The sequence below is a fragment of the Caulobacter sp. DWR1-3-2b1 genome (genome assembly GCF_049895765.1).
Taxonomy (GTDB): domain Bacteria; phylum Pseudomonadota; class Alphaproteobacteria; order Caulobacterales; family Caulobacteraceae; genus Caulobacter.
In genome coordinates this window covers 123,465-144,865 of record NZ_JAFCSZ010000008.1, presented here as the reverse complement: position 1 = coordinate 144,865, position 21,401 = coordinate 123,465, and the positions used below count along the sequence as shown (strand labels likewise).

The window sequence follows — 21,401 nt, the reverse complement described above, 5'->3', positions numbered from 1 at the left end:
TGAGCGTGCCGTGGTCCCGGGTCTCTGCTTCGCGTCGCCCGGGATGACACCCGGTTTTGTGCGATCATCCCCATGACAGCCTCGGTCTTCGACCTCTTCAAGCTCGGCGTTGGTCCGTCGAGCAGCCACACCATGGGTCCGATGACGGCTGCAGTGCGGTTCGTCGGTCGGCTGCGCGAGGCCGGCAAGCTGCCGCTGGCTGCGCGCGTTGAGATCCGCCTCTATGCCTCCCTGGCCCTGACCGGCAAAGGCCACGCCACCGACCGGGCGGTGATCCTGGGCCTGATGGGCTTCGTCCCCGCGGACCTCGATCCCGACGCCGGCGAGGCCGCGCTTGTCGAGGCCCGGGCTGCGCAATGGCTGACGCTGGGCGGCGAGACCGGGATCGCCTTCGACGAGGCGCGCGACATCGTCTGGGCCGGCCATGAGCGGCTGCCCCAGCACCCCAACGGGCTGACCTTCTCCGCTTTCGACGCCTCCGGCGCCGTGCTGCTGGAACGCACCTATTTCTCGATCGGCGGCGGCTTCGTGCGCGACGAGAGCGAGATGGGCCGCAACGCCCCGCCCGAGGATGGTCCGGCCCTCCCCCACCCGTTCGAAAGCGGCGCCGACCTGCTGCAGCGCGCCGCCGATGCCGGCCTGACAATCGCCGGCGTCATGGGCGCTAACGAGCTGGCCCGGATGTCGGAAGCCGAGATGAACGCGGGGCTCGACCGCATCTTCGACGCCATGGAAGCCTGTATCGACCGAGGCATGCGCCAGGACGGCATCCTGCCTGGCGGCCTCTCCGTAAAGCGCCGCGCCCATCAGATCCACCAGACCATCCAGGGCCGGATGGAGCGCCAGATCAGCGACCCGCTGGCGGCCATGGACTTCGTCAATCTGTGGGCCATGGCGGTCAATGAGGAGAACGCCGCCGGCGGCCGCGTTGTCACCGCCCCGACCAATGGCGCTGCGGGGCTGGTGCCGGCTGTGCTGCGTTTCTTCGTGCGCTTCTACAACGGCTCGCCCGAGCAGGTCCGTGTCTTCCTGCTGACCGCAGCCGCGATCGGCGCGCTCTACAAGCGCAACGCCTCGATCAGCGGCGCCGAGGTCGGTTGCCAGGGGGAGGTAGGCGTGGCCTGCTCGATGGCCGCCGCTGGCCTGTGCGCGGCTCTGGGCGGGACCAACGCCCAGATCGAGAACGCCGCCGAGATCGGCATGGAGCACAATCTGGGTCTTACCTGCGATCCGATCGGCGGGTTGGTCCAGATCCCCTGCATCGAGCGCAACGCCATGGGCGCCATCAAGGCCATCGACGCGGCGCGTCTCGCCCTACTGGGCGACGGTCAGCACAGCGTCTCGCTCGACAAGGTCATCGCCACGATGAAGCGCACCGGCGAGGACATGAACGAAATCTACAAGGAGACCTCGATGGGCGGGCTGGCCGTAGGGCTGTCGGTCAACCGGGTGGAGTGCTGAGGCCTAGATCCTCCCCTAGCGGGGGAGGTGTCGCCGAAGGCGACGGAGGGGGAAGTAACTGCTGGCTCAATGCGGTCTCCCCCCACCGGCCTTCGGCCGCCTCCCCCTTCAGGGGGAGGATTTTGCGGCTCGACGCCTATCAAAACCTCCCCTAGGTTTGCCCGGAACAGGAAGGGAACAAGCATGTCCAAAGGCGTGATCCGCATCGGCACCGGCGGCTGGACCTTCGAGCCCTGGCGAGGCGTGTTCTTTCCCGACACGGTCAAGCAGAAGGACGAGCTGAAATATGCCTCCTCCAACCTGACTAGCATCGAGATCAACGGCACCTACTATTCCACCTTCAAGCCCAATAGCTGGATGAAGTGGCGCGATGAGACGCCCGACGACTTCGTCTTCTCGGTCAAGGCCAGCCGCTATTGCGCCAACCGCAAGGTGCTGTCGGAGAACAACGACTCGCTGGAGAAATTCCTGTCCCAGGGGATGGAGGAGCTGGGCGACAAGCTGGGTCCGATCAACTGGCAGTTCATGGCCACCAAGAAGTTCGATCCGGTGGACTTCGAGGGCTTCCTGAAATTGCTGCCCAAGGAGATCGGCGGCCGCCCGGCGCGGCACGCTCTCGAAGTGCGCAGCCCGACCTTCGCCACTCAGCAGTTCTATGATCTGGCCGCCAAATATGGCGCGGCCATCGTCTATGCCGTCGACGACGAGGAGCCGACATGGCCCTGCATCGACCAGCCCACCGCCGACTTCACCTATGCCCGTCTGATGTCCAGCAAACCTGACGAGCCGACCGGCATGACTTCCGACGAGCTTGATGGCATCGCCAAGCAGACCCAGGCCTGGGCCAAGCGCGGCGACGTGTTCGCCTACTTCATCGCCGGGGCCAAGGTGCGAAACCCGGCGGCGGCGATGGCGCTGATCGAGAAGCTGAAGTAGCACGGCGAATGCCGGGACGCCCCCTCCGTCACGCCGCGTATTCGCAGCGCGCCACCTCCCCCGCTGCACGGGTGAGAAGATGGAATCATCTCCTCCCATGCGAAGCGGGGGAGGTGGCGCGGTGTCGATAGCGCCGTGATGAAGGGGGCGTCCGGCGCCGCAAACATGGTTAGCCAAGCCTTAACGCCTGTGCGCTAGGCTCTGCCCATGCGCCGCGTCCTCGCCCTGCTGCTGATGTCACTCGCCCTGGCCTCGCCCGTCGGCGCCGCCCAGAAGCCTGCGCCCAAGGCCAAGGCTCCGCCGCCAGCGGTTGTCGCGGCGCCCCAGACAGCCCTGCAACCGCTAATTCCGCTGGCCTCAAGCCGGCTTGGCGGCGACACTGGCCAGTGCCGGGCCGCTTGTGCGCGATCGTATTATTTCTGTGCGGCAGGCGGCGACGACATCTGCCCCAGTCATTGGGCGCAGTGCAATGCGCGCTGCACCTCGACTTACAAGCGGCTGGGGTCTTAGGCCTGCCGGCTATTCGTCAAAGCAGACCCGCGAGATCTCGGCCCGCAGTTCCGGCATGCCCAGGCCTTTTTCCGACGAAGTCGCCAGCACACGCGGGAAAGCCGCGGGACGCTTGGCGATGGCCTGCAACGTCTCGGCAGTAACCTTCTCGACCTCGTGCGGTTTGATCTTGTCGGCCTTGGTCAGGATGATCTGGTAGGAGACCGCCGCCGTATCCAAGGCGTCGAGCGCCTCGCCGTCGACCTTCTTGAGGCCGTGACGGGCGTCGATCAGCAGATAGACGCGTTTGAGCGTGGCCCGGCCGCGCAGATAAGCCCGGCCCAAGTCCTGGAACTTGCTGACCGCGGTCTTCGAAGCCCGAGCGAAGCCGTAGCCCGGCAGATCGACCAGGCGCAGCTTCTCGGCCAACAGGAAGAAGTTGATCTCCCGCGTGCGGCCCGGCTCGTTAGAGGCCCGGGCCAGATACTTCTGGTTGACCAAGCCGTTGATCAGGCTGGACTTGCCGACGTTGGAACGGCCGGCGAAACAGACTTCCGGCGCGATCGGATGGGGCAGGCCGTCCATGTTCACCGCCCCCATCATGAAGGCCACCGGCTGGGCGAACAGCACGCGCGCCGCCTCGATCTCTTCCTCGGTGAAGACGGGACCGGAAGGCGGCGCGAAGTTGGGCTCGGTCATCTGGTCGCCTGTGCGGGCTTGCCCTTGAAGCGGGCGATGATCTTGTCGATCGGGTTCTCGACCTGGTAGCGGCGCATGATGATGTACTGCTGCAAGATGGTCAGGACGTTGGACCAGCACCAGTAGATCACCAGACCCACGGCGAAGCCCGACAGGGTGAAGGTGAAGATCACCGGGAACCACTGGAAGATCTTCTGCTGGATCGGGTCGGCGGCCGGCGGGTTCATCGCCGTGGTCAGCCACATGGTGACGCCATACAGCAGCGGCCAGATGCCCAGGTGCGCGATCATGGCGCCGACCATCGGCAGGCTGCCCGGATCATAGGGGATCAGGCCAAACAGGTTGAACAGGCTGGTGGGCTCAGGCGCGGAAAGGTCGCGAATCCAGCCGAAGAACGGCGCATGCCGCATTTCGATGGTCACCGTCAGCACCTTGTAGAGCGAATAGAACACCGGGATCTGGATCAGCATGGGCAGGCAGCCCATCATCGGATTGATCTTCTCCCTGGCGTACAGCCCCATCATTTCCTGCTGTTGCTTGGCAGGATCGTCCTTGTGCTTGGCCTTCAGCTTTTCGACCTCGGGGGCGACCTTCTTCATCTTCGCCATGGACTCGTAGCTCTTGTCGGCCAGCGGGTAGAGGACGAGCTTGAGGGCCACGGTCAGCAGCAGGATGGCGACGCCGAAGTTGCCGGCCAGCTTGAAGAACATCTCCAGCACGTTGAAAATCGGACGGGTGAAGAAGCTGAATATGCCCCAGTCGATGGCGTCGTCGAAACGCGGCACCTGGGCCTTGCGGCTGTCCCAGAATTTCCACCAGGCCGGCGGCTGGCCGCCATATTCATACTGGCGCAACAGCGGCACGGTCTTGGCGCCCGCAAACAGGCGCGTGGACTGGGTCAGGGTCTGACCGGGCGCCAGGGCCTTGGTCGGTCCGACGAAATTGACGTCATAGATGTCGACAGCGCCGGCCTGGGTGACACGGTACTGGGCCGTGACATCCTGCGACTGGTCGGGCACCAGGGCCGCCAGCCAGTACTGGTCGGTGATGCCGGTCCACCCGCCCTTGGAGGGGAAGGTCTCGAGCGGCTTGTCCTTCTTCCACTTGCCGTACTTGGACTGTTTTAGGCTGTGGGTCTTGCCATCCTCGCCGCCGAACACGCCGATGGCGCCTTCGTGGACGATCTGATTGGCGCCCAGCTTGGCCGGGATGCCTTGACGCTGCACCGAGGCGTAGGGCGCCAGCGACAGGATCTGGCTGCCCTGGTTGCGCACATTGTCAGCGACGGTGAACATCGCATCGGCGTCGACCGAGATGGTGCGGGTGAAGACCAGGCCCTGGCCGTTGTCATGGGTCAGCACGACCGGCGAAGTGGGACGCAGCACCTGGCCCGGTGCGGCGGTCCAGACGGTGCGGCTGTCGGGCAGGCCCGGCAGATTGGCGCCAGCCCAGCCGAAATCGGCGAACCAGGCGTGCTCGGCGCCCTCGGGGCGGAAAAGCTCGACCGGCGGCGAGGTCTTGGATGTGGTCTGGTCGTAGCGCTTGAGCCACAGGTCGTCGATCCGAGCGCCCTTCAGCGAGATCGAACCGGAAAGGGCCGGCGTATCGATCGACAGACGCGGGCTCTGGGCCTTGGCGGCGTCGCGCGATAGCTTCAGCGGTGCGGGACGGCCGTCGGGGCCGAGCACCACGCCGGGTTGGGTCGCAATGATCTGCGCCTCGGCGACCTTCTTGGCCTGCAGTTCGGCTTCAACCTTCTTCTGGTTCGGACCCAGGATGAAAAACTGGTACCCGATCAGGATCGCGAACGCGCTGACGATGAACATCAACGTGTTTTTGTTGTCGTTCTGCATGGATGACTTAACCGGAAACGGAGGGATCGGGCGCGCTAGCGTCGAGAGGTGTGTCGTCGAAAGGTGTGTCTTTGAGAAGATCAGCGGATTGAGCCAATCTGGCCCGAGCGTCCGCGCGATCATGTTCAGCCGCGAGGCTTATCAGCGCGGTTTTCACATCGTCAAGCAGACGCCCCCATTCGCGGGTGCGGGTGCCGCCGCGCGCGATGAATACATAGTCGTACATGGGACGGCCATGAAGGGGTAGCAGCAGCCGCGCGGCCTCGCGCAGTCGGCGCTTGGCGCGATTGCGCTCGACCGAGCCGCCGACCTTCTTGGTGGCGGTAAAACCCACACGGATCAGGGGATCATCGTCGAGCCGGGCCCGCATCTGCATGAAGACCGCGCCGCGCGACAGGGCCGGAGCCTTGGCGGCCTTGAGGAAATCGGGGCGCTTTTTCAGGCGCTCGATCTTCACGACGGCGTCCTGCCCATCCTTGGCCGGTGAGGGCGCGATCATGAAAAAAGCCGCCCTTTCCGGCGAAAACCTGAGAACAGGCTCTGGGAAAAGGCGGCTTTTGTCATGGTCTGTGCCTCCCGCGAGCGGGAGAAAAGAACGGGGTGAGCCGTTCTTAGGCCGTCAGGCGCTTACGGCCCTTAGCGCGGCGACGCGCAACGATCTTCTGGCCGTTCTTGGTGGCCATACGTGCGCGGTAGCCGTGACGGCGGGCTCGCACGAGCTTCGACGGCTGGAATGTCCGCTTCACGAGGTGGCTCCGATAATAATGGGACGCGAGGGCCGCAAGGCCTCCGCGAGTGAGGGGCGGTGGATAAGGGAAGGCGCCGCGGCTGTCAACCTGAGTCGGTTCAGGGACTTGGCCTCAAAGATCCGGCCGAATGACCGCCTTGCCGATCACCTTGCGCCCCGCCAGCAGATCGAACGCCTCGCGCCAGCGGTCAAGGGGCAGCTCGGTGTGGACGTGCGGCCTTATTACGCCTTCGTCCGCCATCTTCCAGACCGCCTCGACGTTCTCGTGGCCTTTTTCGGGGAACTGGCGGCCATATTCCCCTGCCCGTACGCCCATGACCGAGAAGCCCTTGATCAGCGGCATATTGACCGAGACCGTCGGGATCCGCCCCGAGGTGAAGCCGATCACCAGCAGCCGGCCGTCGAAGGCGATGCAGCGCACGCTCTCATCGAAGACGTCTCCGCCGACGGGGTCGTAGATGATGTCGGCCCCACGCCCGCCGGTGATGGCTTTCACCTGCTCGCGGAAGCCGCCGGTGACGTTGACGGCAGCGTCAGGTGCGTAGAGCGCCGAAACCGCCGCCAGCTTGTCGTTGGAGGCCGACGCCGCGATCACCCGCGCGCCGAGGGCCTTGGCGAGGTCCACGGCGGCCAGACCAACGCCGCCGGCCGCGCCATGGACCAGCACCCACTCTCCGGGCTCGATCCGCGCGCGACGGACCAGGGCGACATAGGCGGTGAGATAGGCCGCGCCATAGGCGGCGGCCTGGGCATAGGACAGGCGTGCGGGCTTGGGCTTCAGCGCGGCGGCTGAGACCTGGGCATATTCGGCGAAAGCCCCCAGCCGCGCGCCGCCAACCACCGCGTCACCGATGGCGAAGCCGGAGGCGCCCTCCCCGAGCGCCGCGACTTCGCCGGCCAGATCCAGGCCCGGCGTGAAAGGGACCGGCGGCTTGAACTGGTATTCGCCGCGGGTCATCAGCAGGTCGGGGAAGTTGACGCTGGCGGCCCTCACCCGGACCAGGACTTCGCCGGGGCCTGGCGTGGGAGTCGGGACCTCGCACACCGCGCAACCGGCGTAGTCGGGGGCAAGGCTTTCGACGACGAGGGCGCGCATGGTGGACGGGATAGTGGTCATGGGACGGATTCCCCTGCTCTTTTCACCGTCATCCCGGGACTTGTCCCGGGATGACGGTGAACATTGGGTTTGTGCGGCCGAATGTCCGGTCTCCCCTGTCCTACTTATTGGGTCCCGCCTCGAACGCCGTCCGCACCAGCCGCGCCACCTCACGGCACGCCGCATCGGCCGCCGGCACCGCGCCGGTAAACGCCGTGAACCCATGCGCCAGACTGTCGTAGCAGCGGTAGGTCACCGGCACTCCGGCCGCCTGCAGGCGCTTGGCATAGGCCTCTCCCTGGTCGACCAGCGGGTCGAAGCCAGCAGTGATCACCACGGCCGGCGCAAGGCCCGACAGGTCGGCGGTCTTGTCAGGCGACACGCGCGGATCGGCCGGGTTGGCGTCGGGACCCATATAGTGACCCATGAACCAGTCCATGATCGGCCGGCTCAACGGATAGGCGTCGGCATAGACGGTCATGGACGCCGTCTCGCTAGCCACATCGACTGCGGGGTAGATCAGCAGTTGCACGGCGGGCTGAGCCTCGCCCAGACGCTTCATCTCCTGGGCGACGACAGCGGCGAAATTGCCGCCCATCGAGTCGCCGCCGATGGCCGCAGTCCCCGGCAAGGCTCCGAAGCGAGCGGCGTTGTCGCGGCCCCAGCGATAGGCAGCCAGCACGTCGTCGAGACCGGCCGGGAAGCGGTGGTCGGGCGCAAGACGGTAATCGACCGACAGCACCGCTGTCCGCGCAACCTTGGCCAAGATCCCGCAGAAGGCGTGGCAGGTTTCCAGGTCGCCGATCACACCGCCACCGAAGTGGGCAAAGACGATCAGCGGCGCGGAACTGTCTTGGTCGGCCGGGCGATAGGCCCGCAAGGGGATCTGGTTGCCGCCCCCTCCCGGAGTATCGGGGCCGTCTATGCTGAGGCTCTCAGTGCGAACGCCGGGCTCGGACGGACCAGCCACTGCCGCCAACCCCTTGGCGCTGCCGGCGCGAGCCACGTCCGGCGGGAAGGTTGTCATCGGCGGCATCTTCCTGGCCGCATGGGCGAAGAACTGGAAGCGCGGGTCCAGGGTCCGACCGCCACGATAGACCACCCCTCCGCCCGACATCACCCGCAGGATCGGGCTGGGCAGGGACAGGATGGTCTTCAGAATGAACTTCTGGACGGCGTCGTTGGCCATGCGAACTCTTCTACAGCTTGGGGAGGGCGGGCAGACCGCCCAGGATCAGTTTGACGGCGAAGTCGGCGGCGCCGGTGGTGTCGATCGGTCGGCGCTCAAGCATCTTGTCGCCGACCTCGCGAGCCACGGCGATGCAGGCGGCGGTCAGGTAGTCGAGGTCGACGGCCGGGGCGTGCTCCAGCTCGAGCACTTTCGCAAAGCCCTCACGCACCTCGTCGAACACCGCGACGATCTCGGGCGTGGCGCGGGCGTGGGGGATCTGCTCGCCGGCCGGCCGGTTCAGGCGCCAGTTCTCCTGCTCGATCGCTACAAACTCGAAATAGGCGCTGATTGCGCCGCGCAGGAACGACTGAAAGTCGATGGCCTTGTCGACCTCGACACGCAGCAGAGGCCGAAAACGCCGCGCGCCGTCGTCCGCCAGGGCGTCGAAGACTTCCTCTTTCGACTTGTAATAGTTGTAGAAAGTGCCCGAGGCGAGGCCGGTGCGGCGGATGATGTCGCGCACCGTGGCGGCGTCGTAGCCCAGGTCGCCGAACACTTCCCGTGCTGCATCCAGGATGGCCTGGCGGTTGGCGACCTTGGTGCGCTCTCGCTTACCGGGCCGGTCGTCGAGGACCGGCGCCTTGGGGAAATAGGCGATATTCGACATCAAACGCGACTCGTAGGCGAGGCGATCATGACGCCCCGTCATGATCTGAGCCTCATTCCGCCGCATGGGGCAAGACTTTCGCCGCACGCGGAGCGATCGGCAGGGGGTTTCCCAGCGCCCCGGCCCGCTTGATTCCGCACTTGAGCTCCTTGCGCAGGTAGAAGGCATAGGCTCCGCAATTGATCTGGATGGTGTGGCGGGCCGAGGCGACATAATGGGCTTGACCCCCGTATGCATGGCGTCGCGCTCGGCGGCCTGGAACACCCAGTTGCCGGCGATGCGGTCGGAGGGATGATGGATGGGCTGCGTCGGAGGTCAATCTTTACGCTGGGGGAGCGAGCTTAGAACCCCTTGGTCGGCTGCTCCAGCTCATAGACCGCGTCAGTGATGCTCTCGATCTTCTTGGCGAACAGCGCCTGGGCGTCGTGCAGGCCCTGGTTATAGTAGTACGGCCCCAGCCGCTCGGTGATGAAGTCGAGCAGGAACTTGGCGTCGAAACCTTTGACCTCCAGATCCAGCTCGTCCTTGAGGTACCGCGACAGGCCGTCGGTCAGCTTGGCGTGAGTGTCCTTGTCGAGGTCGATCTTGGGCATGGGGCGGGCTCCGATTCTCCGCGCACCCTAGCCACTTGCCCCCTCCGGGCCTACGGCCCTACTCCCCCGGAGGAGGAAGATGAGGTCGGCGCGGCTTCGTCTTCCCCCTCCGGGGGAGGACGACCGCGTGGCGGTCAGGAGGGGGCGAGTGGTCAGGCCGGCACAGCCGCCCGCGCCGCCACCGGCAGCCGGTTACCCGCCGCCCGCGCCCGCTTCTCTCCCCGCGCGATCTCCTTCTTCAAGTCGGCGCAGTAGACGTTGAAATCCACCTGAATCGTATGTCGCGCCGAGGCGTAGAACTGGCCCAAGTGCCGCTCCTCATCCTTGGCTGTGATCCGCGCCATCTCTTCGGCCGACGGCGCCTTGTAACGGCCGGCCAGATAGCCCGCCGCGAGTTTCGCCTGCTGCTCGGCGAAGTTCACGAGCGTCGGAAGCGGCTGAGCCAGACCCATGAAGAAGAGGTTGGGGACATCCGGCTTCATCATCCGTTTAAACAGCGGGAAGCGGTGATCCTCGCCGGGCAGCAGGGCGGGATCATCGAAGAACGGGAAGCTGATCTTGTAGCCGGTGGCGAAGACGATGGCATCGACCTGCTCGACGCTGCCGTCGGTGAAGCGGACGTTTCTGCCCTCCAGCGCCTGGATGGCCGGCTTGAACCTGATGTCGCCGCAGCCGGCTCTCGTCAGGAACTCGCCGGACACTGACGGGTGGGCCTCCAGTGGTTCATGGTCGGGCTTGGGCAGGCCGTAATCCTCCATCCGGCCGATGGTCTTTTTCAGCACCTTGCGGGTCAGGGCCAGGCCCAGCTTGCGCGGCATCCAGGCCGGCAGGGCCGACTTGTCCGAGGGCTTGCCGTTCAGATATTTCGGAAACACCCACACCCCGCGGCGAGCCGAGACCCACAGGGTCTTGGCGATAGGCCGCTGCGAAAGCTCGCTGGCGATGTCCATGGCCGAATTGCCCATGCCGACCACCACGACATTCTTGCCGCGCATATCGACGGGGTCGAACGGGTCGCTATAGGCGTGGGCGTGAAAGGCCGGGCCGTCGAACTCGCCTGGATATTCTGGGAGGCGCGGGTCCCAATGGTGGCCGTTGCAGACGAACAGCACGTCGTAGAGCCGGGTCTCGCCGGTTCCCAGGGTCACCGCCCAAAGGCCGTCGTCGGTGCGCCGCGCTTTCTCCACGCGCGTGTTGAAGCTGATCGTCTCCCTCAGCCCGAAATGATCGACATAGTCCTTGAAGTACTGGTGCAGCTGGGCGTGGTGGGGGAAGTCGGGCCAGTCAGCCGGGACCGGGAAATCCTCGAAGGCCAGCCGCCATTTGGAGGTGTCGATATGCAGACTCTCGTAGCAGGCCGACATCCCGTTGGGGTTCTTGAAATACCAGTTGCCGCCGACATCGTCGGACATCTCGAAGCAGTCATAGGGGACGCCGACATCCTTGAGGCGCTTAGCCGTGGTGAAGCCGCTGCAGCCCGCGCCGATGATGCACGCTTTGGGAAGCTTGCCCGTCATGTCCGCCCCTGACTTATCGTTGTTCAGGAAAGCGTATCAGCGTTATGCAAGCGATCAAACGGCGCCCCTACGTCACGGCGCTCCACAGTTTCGCGTCGGTGGGTTAATCCTCCGCTAGGGTCTGGCGTTCGACACCACGACCCCATCTTTTCCGACTCGCCGCGCATACGAAGGCCAAGACCATGACCCGCCACGAACTGAAGACCTGGCCGCAATATTTCGCCGCCGTCCGTTCGAACAAGAAACGCTTCGAGATCCGCCGCAACGACCGCGACTTCTCGGTCGGCGACATCCTGGTGCTGCGCGAGTTCGACCCCGACAGCGACGTCTACACCGGTCAGGTCGAGGAGCGTCAGATCACCTTCGTGCTGTCCGAAGAAGACTATGGCGTCATCCATGGTTTCGTGGCCATCGGCTTTGGCGAGGTCATGCCCCATGCCGACGCTGCGCCCGAAGGCGCGTTGACCGCCGACCAACTGGCGACCTGGCACGAGACGGCGGCCTCGAACGCCACCCTGCGCGCCCAGGACGCTCGCAAGGTCTCGCAGAGCTATGCGGCTCCCACCACCGGCCGCCAGGCCATGAGCGTCGCCGCCGACCGCCACGCAGGTGTCGCCGCCGCCGCCGAGGCAGAAGCCGGGTTTCACGCGGCCGCCGCCCTGATCGTCCGGAAGGGCTGAATGGCGGCGTCCCCGCGGTTCAGACAGCAAAAAGCCGCCGCCCGCGATCAGCAGGCGGCGGCTTTTTGCTGTCTGAACGCTCGAGACTTAAGCGGCTTCGCGGATGACCGCCGGGAACACGTCGTTCATGCGCAGATAGGTGATCAGGCGGTTTTCCATCGAGATGATCGCCTGGATGAAGCGCAGTTCCTCGACGCCCAGGTCGGGAGCCGGCTGCAGGTGTTCGCGCGACACGGTGAAGGTCTCGGAGACGGCGTCCACAAGAATGCCGGCCAGACGGTCCTGGCACTCGACGACCACAATCACGTGGCGCGTCTCTGGAATGGTGACGCCCAGGCCCAGGCGGTTGCGCAGGTCGATGACCGGCATGATCGCGCCGCGCAGGTTGATGACCCCGCGCAGGTAGGACGGTGCGTGCGGGATTGGCGTCGCCGGAGTCCAGCCGCGGATTTCGCGGACGGTCTTCACGTCGATGCAAAATTCCTGCTCGCCGATGCAGAAGGAGATCAGCTCCAGGGCCGGCGCGGCTTGGTCGGTCATATCGAGGTCCCCGGGATAGAAGGTCAGGCGTGCCTCTGGTTCGCGTATTCGGCGCGCTCCAGACCACGCTCTCACATGACGCGATTGGCCCTTTAACAACGGTTAACGCTGGCGCCGAAGCAGCGCGCCGGATTGTCGCAATCGCGTGAGCGGATCAGGGTTCGGACAGACCCTCGTCGCCGTCGTCCGACAGGTTGAACTCGTACCAGACGCCGTTCAGCACGCCGAAGGCGACGGCCAGTCCCAGGCCCAGAACCCACGCGAAATACCACATCGTCTCGTCTCCCTCAGTCGTTGGGTCAGTAGAGGTCGGGGTTGGTGGACAGGGCGGCCATTGTCGTCTTGCCCCACAGCACTTTGTAGACCCAGGCGGTGTAGATCAGGATCAACGGCAGGAAGATCGCCGTGACAATCAGCATGATGAACAGCGTCAGGTGGCTGGACGAGGCGTTCCACACCGTCAGGCTTGAGCGCGGGTCCACCGCGCTGGGCAGGATGAACGGGAACATCGACAGGCCCACCGTCGCCACGATGCCCAGGGTCGAGGCCGAGGAGCCGGCGAACGACAACGGGGCCTTGTCGAACCGCAGACCTACCAGGGCGACCGCCGCGCCGAGGAAGCCCAGTACTGGCGCTGCGATCATCCAGCCATTGCGGACATAGTTGTCGAGCCAGGCTCCCGGCGCGGCGACCACCACGGTGCGTAAGGGGTTGGACGGTCCGGCCGCGTCGGTCAGGCCTTCCAGCCGAAAGCCCATGCTGCCGAAGGCGACGAAAAAGCCGCCGGCCGCGAACAGCACGATGCTGGCCAGGCCGGCGATCTCGCCAAACCAGCGGGCGCGCTCTGTCACCGGCCCTGCCTCGCCCTTCACGGTCAGCCAAGCCGCGCCGTGCAGCACCAGCATCGAAACCGACAGCAGGCCGCACAGCAGGGCGAAGGGCGAGAACAGGCCCAGCAGCGAGCCCAGATAGCTCATCCGCAGATCGCTATCGAAGCGGAAGGGCGCGCCTTGCAGGACGTTGCCGACCGCGACGCCGAAGACCAGCACCGGCACGAAACCGCCGGTGAACAGCGCCCAGTCCCAGAACGAGCGCCAGCGCGGATCCTGCCGCTTGGAGCGATACTTGAAGCCGACCGGCCTCAGGATCATCGCCGCCAGCACCAGGAACATGGCCAGGTAGAAACCCGAGAAAGCCACCGCATAGACAAAGGGCCAGGCCGCGAAGATCGATGCCCCGCCGACGATGAACCATACCTGGTTGCCTTCCCAGGTGGCGCCAACGGTGTTGATCACCATCCGCCGCTCCTCGTCGGTCTTGGCGACGAACGGCAGCAGGGCGCCGACGCCCATGTCAAAACCGTCGGTCAGCGCAAAGCCGATCAGCAGCACGCCCAGCAGGCCCCACCAGATGACCCGGAGGGTCGCGTAGTCGATTGGAAGTTCCATGACGGTCATTCCTCAGGCGACGGCCGGTTCGCCGTTGGCGGGGGCGAAGGCCTCCTGCTCGGCGAAGGGGCCCTTCTTGATGTGACGCACGATCAGCCCGACCTCGACCACCGCCAGGGCGCCGTAAAGCAGGGTGAAGGCGACGATGGTCGTCCACAGCTGGGCGACGCTGAGATCCGAAGCGCCCAGGAAGGTGGGCAGCACGCCCTCCACCGCCCAAGGCTGGCGTCCGACCTCGGCCAGCACCCAGCCCAGTTCCGTGGCGATCCACGGCAGCGGGATGGCGCAGACGGCGACGATCAGGAACCACTTGGTGTCGTGCTTGCGCATGGTCACCAGCACGAAGGCGGTAGCGAACAGGGCGATCATCAGCAGGCCGATACCGGCCATGATCCGGAACGCCCAGAACATTACCGGCACGTTTGGCACGGTGTCCCACGAGGCTTTCTTGATCGTCGCGGCGTCGGCCATGCGCGGATCGGAGACATAGCGCTTGAGCAGCAGGCCATAGCCCAGGTCGCGGCGATGCAGTTCGAAGGTCGCGCGGGCGGCCATGTCCTTGGGATTGGCCTTCAGGACTTCCAGCGCGCCATAGGCCACCACGCCGGACTCGATGCGGTCCTCGGCGGTGGCGACCAGCTCGAAGATACCCGCGACCGGCTTGTCGATGCTGCGCGTGGCGATCAGGCCCAGCACATAGGGGATCTTGACCTCGTAGTGGGTCTTGCGGTCGGCGAGGCTGGGGATGCCGAAGGCGGTCAGGCCGGCCGGGGCGGGCTCTGTTTCCCACATGGCTTCCAGAGCCGCGAGCTTCATTTTCTGGTTGTCGGTCAGGGCATAGCCGCTCTCGTCGCCCAGCACGACGACCGACAGGGCCGAGGCCAGGCCGAAGGCGGCGGCGACGGTCATCGAGCGCTTGGCGACGCCGACATACTTACCCTTCAGCAGGTAGTACGCCGAGATCCCCAGCACGAAGGCGGCGGCGATGGTGTAACCGGCGCTGACCGTGTGGACGAACTTGGCCTGGGCCACCGGATTGAACAGCACGGCGCGAAAGTCGCTGACCTCCATGCGCATGGTGTCGGAATTGAACGCCGCCCCGACCGGGTTCTGCATCCAGCCATTGGCGATCAGTATCCACAGGGCCGAGAAGTTGGTGCCGATGGCGACCAGGAAGGTCACACCCAGATGGCCGACGCGCGAAAGCTTGTCCCAGCCAAAGAACATCAGGCCTACGAACGTGGCTTCGAGGAAGAAGGCCATCAGGCCCTCGATGGCCAGCGGCGCCCCGAAGATGTCGCCGACATAGTGCGAGTAGTAGGCCCAGTTCATGCCGAACTGGAATTCCATGGTCAGGCCTGTGGCCACGCCCAGGGCGAAATTGATGCCGAACAGTCCGGCCCAGAACCTTGTGACCGTCCGCCAGATAGGGCGCTTGGTCATCACATAGATGCTCTCCATGATGACCAGCATGAAAGAGAGCCCCAAGGTCAGAGGCACGAACAGGAAGTGGTACAGCGCGGTCAGCGCGAACTGCAGTCTCGAGAGATCGACGACAGCGGGGTCCATGCACAGCTCCGAAACGGACGGCGAATGATCGCGCCGACCGAGAGCACCGCCCTAGACCCGTCGGGCCGCGCCGACCTTGATCCAGATCAAGGGCAGCCGGCGAAGCTAGCCTACACTCAGCCTATGCAAGCTCGTCCATCGCTTATCGCTGGCCACACGCTGGTCACGGCAAGATTGAAGGACTTGGCGCGGTTCGGCGCATCCCCCCTGCGTCGCGCCCGGACGCTGATCCTGCTGGACGGGGCGGCGGCGACCGCCTTCGCCGCCGCCCTGGCTTGCGCCATCGACGCCCTGGCGACCGGGAAAGAATTCCGGGGATGGTTGGTGCTGCTGGTCGTCGCAACAGTCGCTCGCGGCGTGATGACAAAGCTGGCGGGCGAGGCCGGGGCCCGCGCAGCCGCCCTGGTCAAGACTATCGCCCGCAGTGACACCGCTTCCGCCCTCGCCGCCCGCAAGCCCGGCGGCGGCCTGTCGAGCGGCGACGCCACCACCGCCGTGGTCGAGGGGGTCGAAGCGCTGGACGGCCATGTTTCGCGCTTTCTCCCGGCCCGGTTTGCGGCCGCCGCGACGCCCCTGGCCCTGATCGCCGTCGCCGCCTTGGCCAGCCCCATCGCCGCCGCCATCCTCCTGGGCGCCCTGCTGCCCTTCATCATCGCCATGGCCCTGGCCGGCACGGCCGCCGCGGCAGAATCCCGCGCCCAGTTCACGGCGCTGGAGCGACTGTCGGGCCTGTTCCTCGACCGGGTTCGCGCCCTGCCCGTGGTGCTGGCCTTTCAGGCCGAGCAGCGGATCACCCGCGACTTGGCCCGCTCAGCCGACGAACTGGCCAACCGCACCATCCGCGTACTGAGAGTGGCCTTCTTCTCCTCCGGCGCGCTGGAGTTCTTCGCCGCCCTTTCGGTGGCCCTGGTGGCGGTCTATTGCGGCTTCAATCTGCTGCGTCTGTTGCCCTTCCCGGTCCCCGAGCAACTGGACCTGAAGCGCGCCTTCTTCGTGCTGGCCCTGGCGCCGGAGATCTATCTGCCGATGCGACGCCTCGCCGCCGCCTATCACGACCGCCAAGCCGCCGAGGCCGCGACCGCCAGCCTGATCGCCCTGCCCCGGCCGGAGCAGCGTCCCGCCGCGCCAGTTTTTACCGCCCCGCCGACGATCCGGTTCAGCGGCGTGACCATCCGCTATCCCAATGCTGATGCGCCCGTGTTGGAAGGCTTCGATCTGGAGGTTCCCGCTGGAAAGATCGTTGCCCTGCTGGGCCCCAGCGGCTCGGGCAAGACCTCGCTGCTGAACCTGCTGCTCGACCTCGCGCCGCTGACCGCCGGCGCGGTGCTGATCGACGGCCGGCCGCTGGCCGAGCTTGGCGCGCTGTCGGGACAGGTTGCCTGGGCCGGACAGCATCCGCTGATCACGCCGGGCTCCATCGCCGACAATATCGCCTTGGCCCATCGCGACGCGACCCACGCGCAGATCGACGCCGCCGCCGAACGGGTCGGCCTCTCCGGCGCCCTGGCCATACGCCCCGGCGGCCTCGACGCCTGGCTGGACGAGCGAGGCTCCGGACTGTCTGGCGGCGAACGCCGACGGATGTCCTTGGCCCGCGCCATTCTCAAGCCCGCGCCGATCCTGCTGATGGACGAGCCCACCGCCAATCTCGACGCCGGCGCCGAGGCCGACCTGCTGGCCGCTATCCGGGAAACCGCGCGAGGCCGCACGACCCTGATCGCCACACACTCGGAGGCCTTAGCCAACCTGGCCGATCATGTGGTGAGGCTGACATGACCACCTTCCCGCTCCAGACCCTGATCCGCGCCCAGCGCCGTCGCCACGCCGAGGGCCTGTTGCTGGCCGCCGTGTGCGCGGTGGTCGTGGGCGCCGCCTCGACCTTGCTGCTGGGCGTCTCGGGCTGGTTCATCACCGGCGCCGCCTTGGCGGGTGTTGCCGGCCTGGGCGCCGCTCAGGCCTTCAACGTGCTGCTCCCCAGCGCCACCATCCGGCTGCTCGCCATCCTGCGCACCGGCGCGCGCTATGGCGAGCGGCTCGCCGGTCACGCCGCCGCCCTGCGATCCCTCGCGGCGATCCGGCCGGTGCTGTTCGCCTCGCTCGCCGCCGCGCCGCCGGCTGAAGCCCTGGCTCTCTCTGGCGGCGAGGCCTCGGCCCGGCTGGTGCAGGATGTCGACGCGGTCGAGACACGTTTCGTGCGGCTGTCGGCGCCGTGGGGCGCGGGCGCCGCCGTGGCCGCGGGTGTGGCCTTGGGCGCCCTGGCGGGTTGGGCGGCGGCGCTCGCGATCCTGTTGTCGGCCACCGCCGCGATCCTCGTGGCGCGCGCCCTAGCCCGGCGCCTCTCCGCTCCCGCCGGTCGCGGGATCCAGATTCGCATGGGCGCCCTCAAGGACGCCGCCGCCAGCCTCGCCGCCGCCGCGCCAGAGCTGCGCGCCTATGGGATGGAAGCCTGGGCCGGCGAGACCCTGGCGACGCGGGGACAGGCGGTCGATGCGTCGCGACTGGACGCCGCCCGGGCCAGGGGCTGGATCGCTCTCTCGCAAGCCGTGATCCTTGGACTGGCCATCGCCGCCGCCATTGCCCTCGCCGCGCCGGCGGGCGCAGCGCTGGCCGCGCTGGCTGGTCTGGCCGCCGCCATGGCCGTGGACGGGGTCGCGAACCTGGCCGCCGCCTTCGACCAGGACGGCGCGGCGGGCGAAGCCGCCGACCGTCTCGACGCCGTGCTCCGCCATGCGCCGCCAGCCGCTACCGCCCTCCATCTTCGGGATCCCGGCCTTCGACTGCTGAACGAGGACTTCGCGCCCGGAGACCGCATCGCCATCACGGGACCATCAGGGGCCGGCAAGACCACGTTGCTGGAACGTCTTGTGGCCCTGCGTCCCGTGACGCCGGGCGCGATGGCGCTTGGCGGCGCGGATCTGGCCCATCTCGACCCCGCCGTCGCGCGCGCCGTCTTCGCCTATGCGCCTCAGGACGCGGCCTTGATCGCCGGCACGGTGGCCGACAATCTCCGCCTTGCCGCGCCCGACGCTTCTGAAGACCAGATGTGGGAAGCCCTTCGCGACGCCGCGCTCGAGGAGCGCATCCGCGCCGCGCCGGCGGGCCTGAAGGCTTGGCTCGGCGACAATGGCGAGCGCCTGTCGGGCGGCGAGCGACGCCGACTGGCCCTGGCTCGCGCCTATCTGCGTCCCGCGCCCTGGCTGCTACTGGACGAGCCCACCGAGAGTCTGGACGCCACGACCGAGGCGCTGGTGCTGGAACGCCTGACCGCGCGGCTGGATCGCACGCGGCAGGGCGTGGTGCTGGTCAGCCACCGGCCCGCGCCTCTGGCGATCTGCGGGCGACGGCTGTCGTTGTAGAGGACTTGCCTCCAGCCTCGGCTATAAGACCCAGGCAACAGAGACGAGACGACATGAAGGCCGTCCGGCCGACCCCCTATCCCCTGTTCAGCGACCCGCGACCCGGCCCCTATATGGTGGCCGCCGTGGCCGTGGCGGGGACATTCGCGCTGCGGCTGTCTCTGGGCGAGGCGTTCACCGCGGCCTCGTCGTTCCTGCTGTTCATCCCCGCCGTGCTGGTCAGCGCCGCGCTCGGCGGCCTGATCTGCGGCCTGTTCGCGACGGTCTGCGCCAGCCTGGCGGTCGGGGCAGTGACCCAGGACGACGCCCGGACCCTGGTCGGATCGATGAGCGGCGTGATCTTCCTGCTGGTCGGCATCGGCATGGCTATCGGCGGCGGCTGGTTCCACGCGGCTCGGCGACGGGCGGCGGCGACCAACGCCCACCTGCAGTCGATCCTCGACACCGTGCCCGACGCTGTGGTGGTCATCGACCGCGGGGGAATGATGACCTCGTTCAGCGCCGCCGCCGAGCGTCTGTTTGGCTGGACGGCGGAAGAGGCCGTCGGCCAGAACGTCAACCTGCTGATGCCCAGCCCCTATCGTCAGGCTCACGACGGCTATCTGCATCGCTACGCCCAGACCGGCGAGAAGCGGATCATCGGCGTCGGTCGCGTGGTGGTGGGCGAGCGCAGGGATGGCTCGACCTTCCCGATGGAGCTGGCGGTCGGCGAGACCAAGGGACCCCGTCCCTCTTTCACAGGCTTTATCCGTGACCTGACGGACCGCCAGCAGACCGAGACCCGCCTGCAGGAACTGCAGAACGAACTGGTCCATGTCTCGCGCCTGACGGCGGTGGGCGAGATGGCTTCGGCTTTGGCCCACGAGTTGAACCAGCCGCTGTCGGCGATCGCCAATCTGCTGACCGGTTCGCGGCGCCTGATCGACCGGGGCCGTCCCGCCGATCAGGCCAAGGTGCGCGACGCCATCGACCGCGCCGCCGCCCAGGCTCTGCGCGCCGGCGATGTGATCCACAAAATGCGCGACTTTGTGCGGCGCGGGGCCAGCGAGCGCGAAGTCGAGAGCCTGTCAAAGCTGGTCGAGGAGGCCAGCGCCCTGGCCCTGATCGGCGAGAAGGAGCGCCAGGTCGATGTGCGGCTGTCGCTAGATCCCCAGGCCGACCAAGTATTTGCCGACCGGGTGCAGATCCAGCAAGTGCTGCTGAACCTGATCCGCAACGGGATCGACGCCATGGAGAACATGCCCCGCCGCGCCCTGGTCATCTCCAGCGACCTGAACGAGGAAGGCTGGACCCGGGTTAGCGTCACCGACAGCGGCGGCGGCATCACCGACGCGGTGCGCGAGAAACTGTTCCAGCCCTTCATGACCACCAAGCCTCAGGGTATGGGCGTGGGCCTTTCGATCTCGCGTTCGATCATCGAGGCCCATGGCGGGCGGATCTGGGCCGAGACCAATCCCGGCGGCGGAACGATTTTCCGCTTCACCTTGCCGCCGGCCGACCAGGAGGATGAGATCCATGACTGACGCTGTCGTGCATGTAGTCGACGACGATGAAAGCGCTCGCGAGTCCCTGGCCTTCCTGCTGGAGTCGGCCGACTTCCAGGTCGTCAGCTATGACAGCGCACCGGCCTTCCTGGACGCCCTGCCCACCGCCAGTCCCGGCTGCGTGATCACCGACGTCCGCATGCCTGAAATGAGCGGCCAGGAACTGGTCGCGCGGCTGGCGGCGCTGGATGCCCGCATGCCCGTCATCATGATCACCGGCCATGGCGACATCCCGATGGCGGTGGAGGCCATGCGCTCGGGCGTGGTCGACTTCATCGAAAAGCCATTCTCGGAAAGCCGGATCCTCGACGCCCTGAAGCGGGCGATGAACGCCATGGAAGCGCCGGCGGTGTCGGGCGATCAGACCGAGATCCAGCATCGCCTGGGGACCCTGTCAGAACGCGAGCGCCAAGTGCTGGACGGCGTGGTCGCCGGCCATCCCAACAAGGTCATCGCCCGCGAGCTAGGCATCAGCCCCCGGACGGTCGAGATCTATCGCGCCAAGCTGATGACCAAGATGCACGCCGACAACCTGGCCGCCCTGGTGCGGATGACGCTGTCGGTGCGGGGCTAGCTGGTCGCGAGAGCCGCAGCGATCCGGCGACTGAGGGCGTCGGTCATCAGCGGCTTCTCGACTACCGCCACGCCATCGCCGTCAGCGGCCGCGCCGCACCTTGCGGACATCAGGATCACCGGCACGCGCCTCGATCGCAGCCACTGGCGCAGATCCGGCCCGCAAACCGCCTCGTCGATCACGAAACAGGCCGCGCCCCGGTCGCGTCCAGGGGCCATCAGATCGCACGCCGCACCGAAGGTCCTGACCCGGTAGCCCTCGGTCTCCAACGAAAATCGCAGGGCCTCGCGCAGGGCCTCGTCGGGGTCGAGAACCACGATCAGGGGCTGTTCGTCGAGAGCGTTGGCGGCGGCGCACATGCAATCAACACATCGCAACCAGACAAACCGCGCCTTGATCCAGCGCAAGTCTGTTCCAGACCAGGCTCCGCAAGCCCGCGTAAGTAGCGCCACTTAGGCGT

At 66.7% G+C, this 21,401-nt stretch carries 22 protein-coding genes; 8 read left to right on the top strand and 14 right to left on the bottom strand.

Annotated features, from left to right (window positions below; all coding sequences use genetic code 11):
* Positions 1-72 precede the first annotated feature (72 nt).
* The 3 genes from ACP69S_RS10290 (at position 73) to ACP69S_RS10280 (ending at position 2,907) form a co-directional block, all read left to right on the top strand.
* On the top strand, positions 73-1,461 hold the full coding sequence (locus tag ACP69S_RS10290) for an L-serine ammonia-lyase (protein WP_425996868.1): 1,389 nt from the start codon (positions 73-75) through the stop codon (positions 1,459-1,461).
* A 183-nt stretch (positions 1,462-1,644) separates the two neighbouring features.
* A complete protein-coding gene (locus tag ACP69S_RS10285; protein WP_425996866.1) occupies positions 1,645-2,397 on the top strand; it encodes a DUF72 domain-containing protein in 753 nt (250 codons plus the stop codon).
* Between the two features lie 207 nt (positions 2,398-2,604).
* Complete coding sequence (locus ACP69S_RS10280) at positions 2,605-2,907, top strand: hypothetical protein (protein WP_425996864.1); 303 nt, start codon at positions 2,605-2,607, stop codon at positions 2,905-2,907.
* Positions 2,908-2,916: 9 nt separating this feature from the next.
* Here ACP69S_RS10280 and yihA read toward each other — a convergent pair whose 3' ends face one another.
* The 9 genes from yihA to ACP69S_RS10235 form a co-directional block, all read right to left on the bottom strand.
* Positions 2,917-3,585, bottom strand: coding sequence for a ribosome biogenesis GTP-binding protein YihA/YsxC (gene yihA, locus ACP69S_RS10275; protein WP_425996862.1), 669 nt, complete (start codon positions 3,583-3,585; stop codon positions 2,917-2,919).
* Entirely contained in the window at positions 3,582-5,438 is a 1,857-nt protein-coding gene (gene yidC, locus ACP69S_RS10270) for a membrane protein insertase YidC (RefSeq protein WP_425996860.1), read from the bottom strand. Before yidC ends, yihA begins: the two co-directional genes overlap by 4 nt.
* Before the next feature lie 7 nt (positions 5,439-5,445).
* A complete protein-coding gene (gene rnpA, locus ACP69S_RS10265) occupies positions 5,446-5,937 on the bottom strand; it encodes a ribonuclease P protein component (RefSeq protein WP_425996858.1) in 492 nt (163 codons plus the stop codon).
* A 112-nt stretch (positions 5,938-6,049) separates the two neighbouring features.
* Complete coding sequence (gene rpmH, locus ACP69S_RS10260; RefSeq protein WP_012284717.1) at positions 6,050-6,184, bottom strand: 50S ribosomal protein L34; 135 nt, start codon at positions 6,182-6,184, stop codon at positions 6,050-6,052.
* Positions 6,185-6,298: 114 nt separating this feature from the next.
* Positions 6,299-7,303 carry an NADPH:quinone oxidoreductase family protein gene (locus ACP69S_RS10255; RefSeq protein ID WP_425996855.1) on the bottom strand — a complete coding sequence of 335 codons (1,005 nt, stop codon included), beginning with the start codon at positions 7,301-7,303 and terminating at the stop codon, positions 6,299-6,301.
* Positions 7,304-7,403: 100 nt separating this feature from the next.
* Positions 7,404-8,471: an alpha/beta hydrolase gene (locus ACP69S_RS10250; protein WP_425996853.1), complete on the bottom strand. Its 1,068-nt coding sequence runs from the start codon at positions 8,469-8,471 to the stop codon at positions 7,404-7,406.
* 10 nt (positions 8,472-8,481) lie between these two features.
* The gene (locus ACP69S_RS10245; protein ID WP_425996851.1) at positions 8,482-9,120 is read right to left on the bottom strand and encodes a TetR/AcrR family transcriptional regulator; all 639 of its coding nucleotides are present in this window, start codon (positions 9,118-9,120) and stop codon (positions 8,482-8,484) included.
* Positions 9,121-9,461: 341 nt separating this feature from the next.
* A complete protein-coding gene (locus ACP69S_RS10240) occupies positions 9,462-9,713 on the bottom strand; it encodes a DUF2164 domain-containing protein (RefSeq protein WP_425996849.1) in 252 nt (83 codons plus the stop codon).
* Positions 9,714-9,865: 152 nt separating this feature from the next.
* Entirely contained in the window at positions 9,866-11,230 is a 1,365-nt protein-coding gene (locus tag ACP69S_RS10235) for a flavin-containing monooxygenase (RefSeq protein WP_425996847.1), read from the bottom strand.
* Between the two features lie 182 nt (positions 11,231-11,412).
* Here ACP69S_RS10235 and ACP69S_RS10230 point away from each other — a divergent pair, with 182 nt between their 5' ends.
* The gene (locus tag ACP69S_RS10230; RefSeq protein ID WP_425996846.1) at positions 11,413-11,910 is read left to right on the top strand and encodes an ASCH/PUA domain-containing protein; all 498 of its coding nucleotides are present in this window, start codon (positions 11,413-11,415) and stop codon (positions 11,908-11,910) included.
* An 87-nt stretch (positions 11,911-11,997) separates the two neighbouring features.
* Here the strand turns inward: ACP69S_RS10230 and ACP69S_RS10225 are convergent, their stop codons facing one another.
* From ACP69S_RS10225 to ACP69S_RS10210, 4 genes are all read right to left on the bottom strand, one after another.
* On the bottom strand, positions 11,998-12,450 hold the full coding sequence (locus tag ACP69S_RS10225; protein WP_425996844.1) for a chemotaxis protein CheW: 453 nt from the start codon (positions 12,448-12,450) through the stop codon (positions 11,998-12,000).
* A gap of 154 nt (positions 12,451-12,604) precedes the next feature.
* Positions 12,605-12,724, bottom strand: a complete 120-nt coding sequence (cydX, locus tag ACP69S_RS10220) for a cytochrome bd-I oxidase subunit CydX (protein WP_425996842.1) — start codon at positions 12,722-12,724, stop codon at positions 12,605-12,607.
* 25 nt (positions 12,725-12,749) lie between these two features.
* Positions 12,750-13,898: a cytochrome d ubiquinol oxidase subunit II gene (gene cydB, locus ACP69S_RS10215; RefSeq protein WP_425996840.1), complete on the bottom strand. Its 1,149-nt coding sequence runs from the start codon at positions 13,896-13,898 to the stop codon at positions 12,750-12,752.
* 12 nt (positions 13,899-13,910) lie between these two features.
* Positions 13,911-15,467, bottom strand: a complete 1,557-nt coding sequence (locus ACP69S_RS10210) for a cytochrome ubiquinol oxidase subunit I (RefSeq protein WP_425996838.1) — start codon at positions 15,465-15,467, stop codon at positions 13,911-13,913.
* 123 nt (positions 15,468-15,590) lie between these two features.
* On the opposite strand from ACP69S_RS10210, the gene cydD reads away from it, so the two are divergent.
* From cydD to fixJ, 4 genes are read left to right on the top strand one after another with little or no spacing between them, the layout of a single operon-like run.
* Entirely contained in the window at positions 15,591-17,243 is a 1,653-nt protein-coding gene (cydD, locus tag ACP69S_RS10205) for a thiol reductant ABC exporter subunit CydD (RefSeq protein ID WP_425996836.1), read from the top strand.
* A complete protein-coding gene (locus tag ACP69S_RS10200; protein ID WP_425996834.1) occupies positions 17,240-18,823 on the top strand; it encodes an amino acid ABC transporter ATP-binding/permease protein in 1,584 nt (527 codons plus the stop codon). Before cydD ends, ACP69S_RS10200 begins: the two co-directional genes overlap by 4 nt.
* 53 nt (positions 18,824-18,876) lie before the next feature.
* Positions 18,877-20,346 carry a PAS domain S-box protein gene (locus ACP69S_RS10195; RefSeq protein WP_425996832.1) on the top strand — a complete coding sequence of 490 codons (1,470 nt, stop codon included), beginning with the start codon at positions 18,877-18,879 and terminating at the stop codon, positions 20,344-20,346.
* A complete protein-coding gene (fixJ, locus tag ACP69S_RS10190) occupies positions 20,339-20,941 on the top strand; it encodes a response regulator FixJ (RefSeq protein ID WP_425996831.1) in 603 nt (200 codons plus the stop codon). Before ACP69S_RS10195 ends, fixJ begins: the two co-directional genes overlap by 8 nt.
* On the opposite strand, the gene ACP69S_RS10185 is transcribed toward fixJ, so the two are convergent.
* Positions 20,938-21,300, bottom strand: coding sequence for a nucleoside transporter (locus ACP69S_RS10185; RefSeq protein ID WP_425996829.1), 363 nt, complete (start codon positions 21,298-21,300; stop codon positions 20,938-20,940). The genes fixJ and ACP69S_RS10185 overlap by 4 nt on opposite strands.
* Positions 21,301-21,401 lie beyond the last annotated feature (101 nt).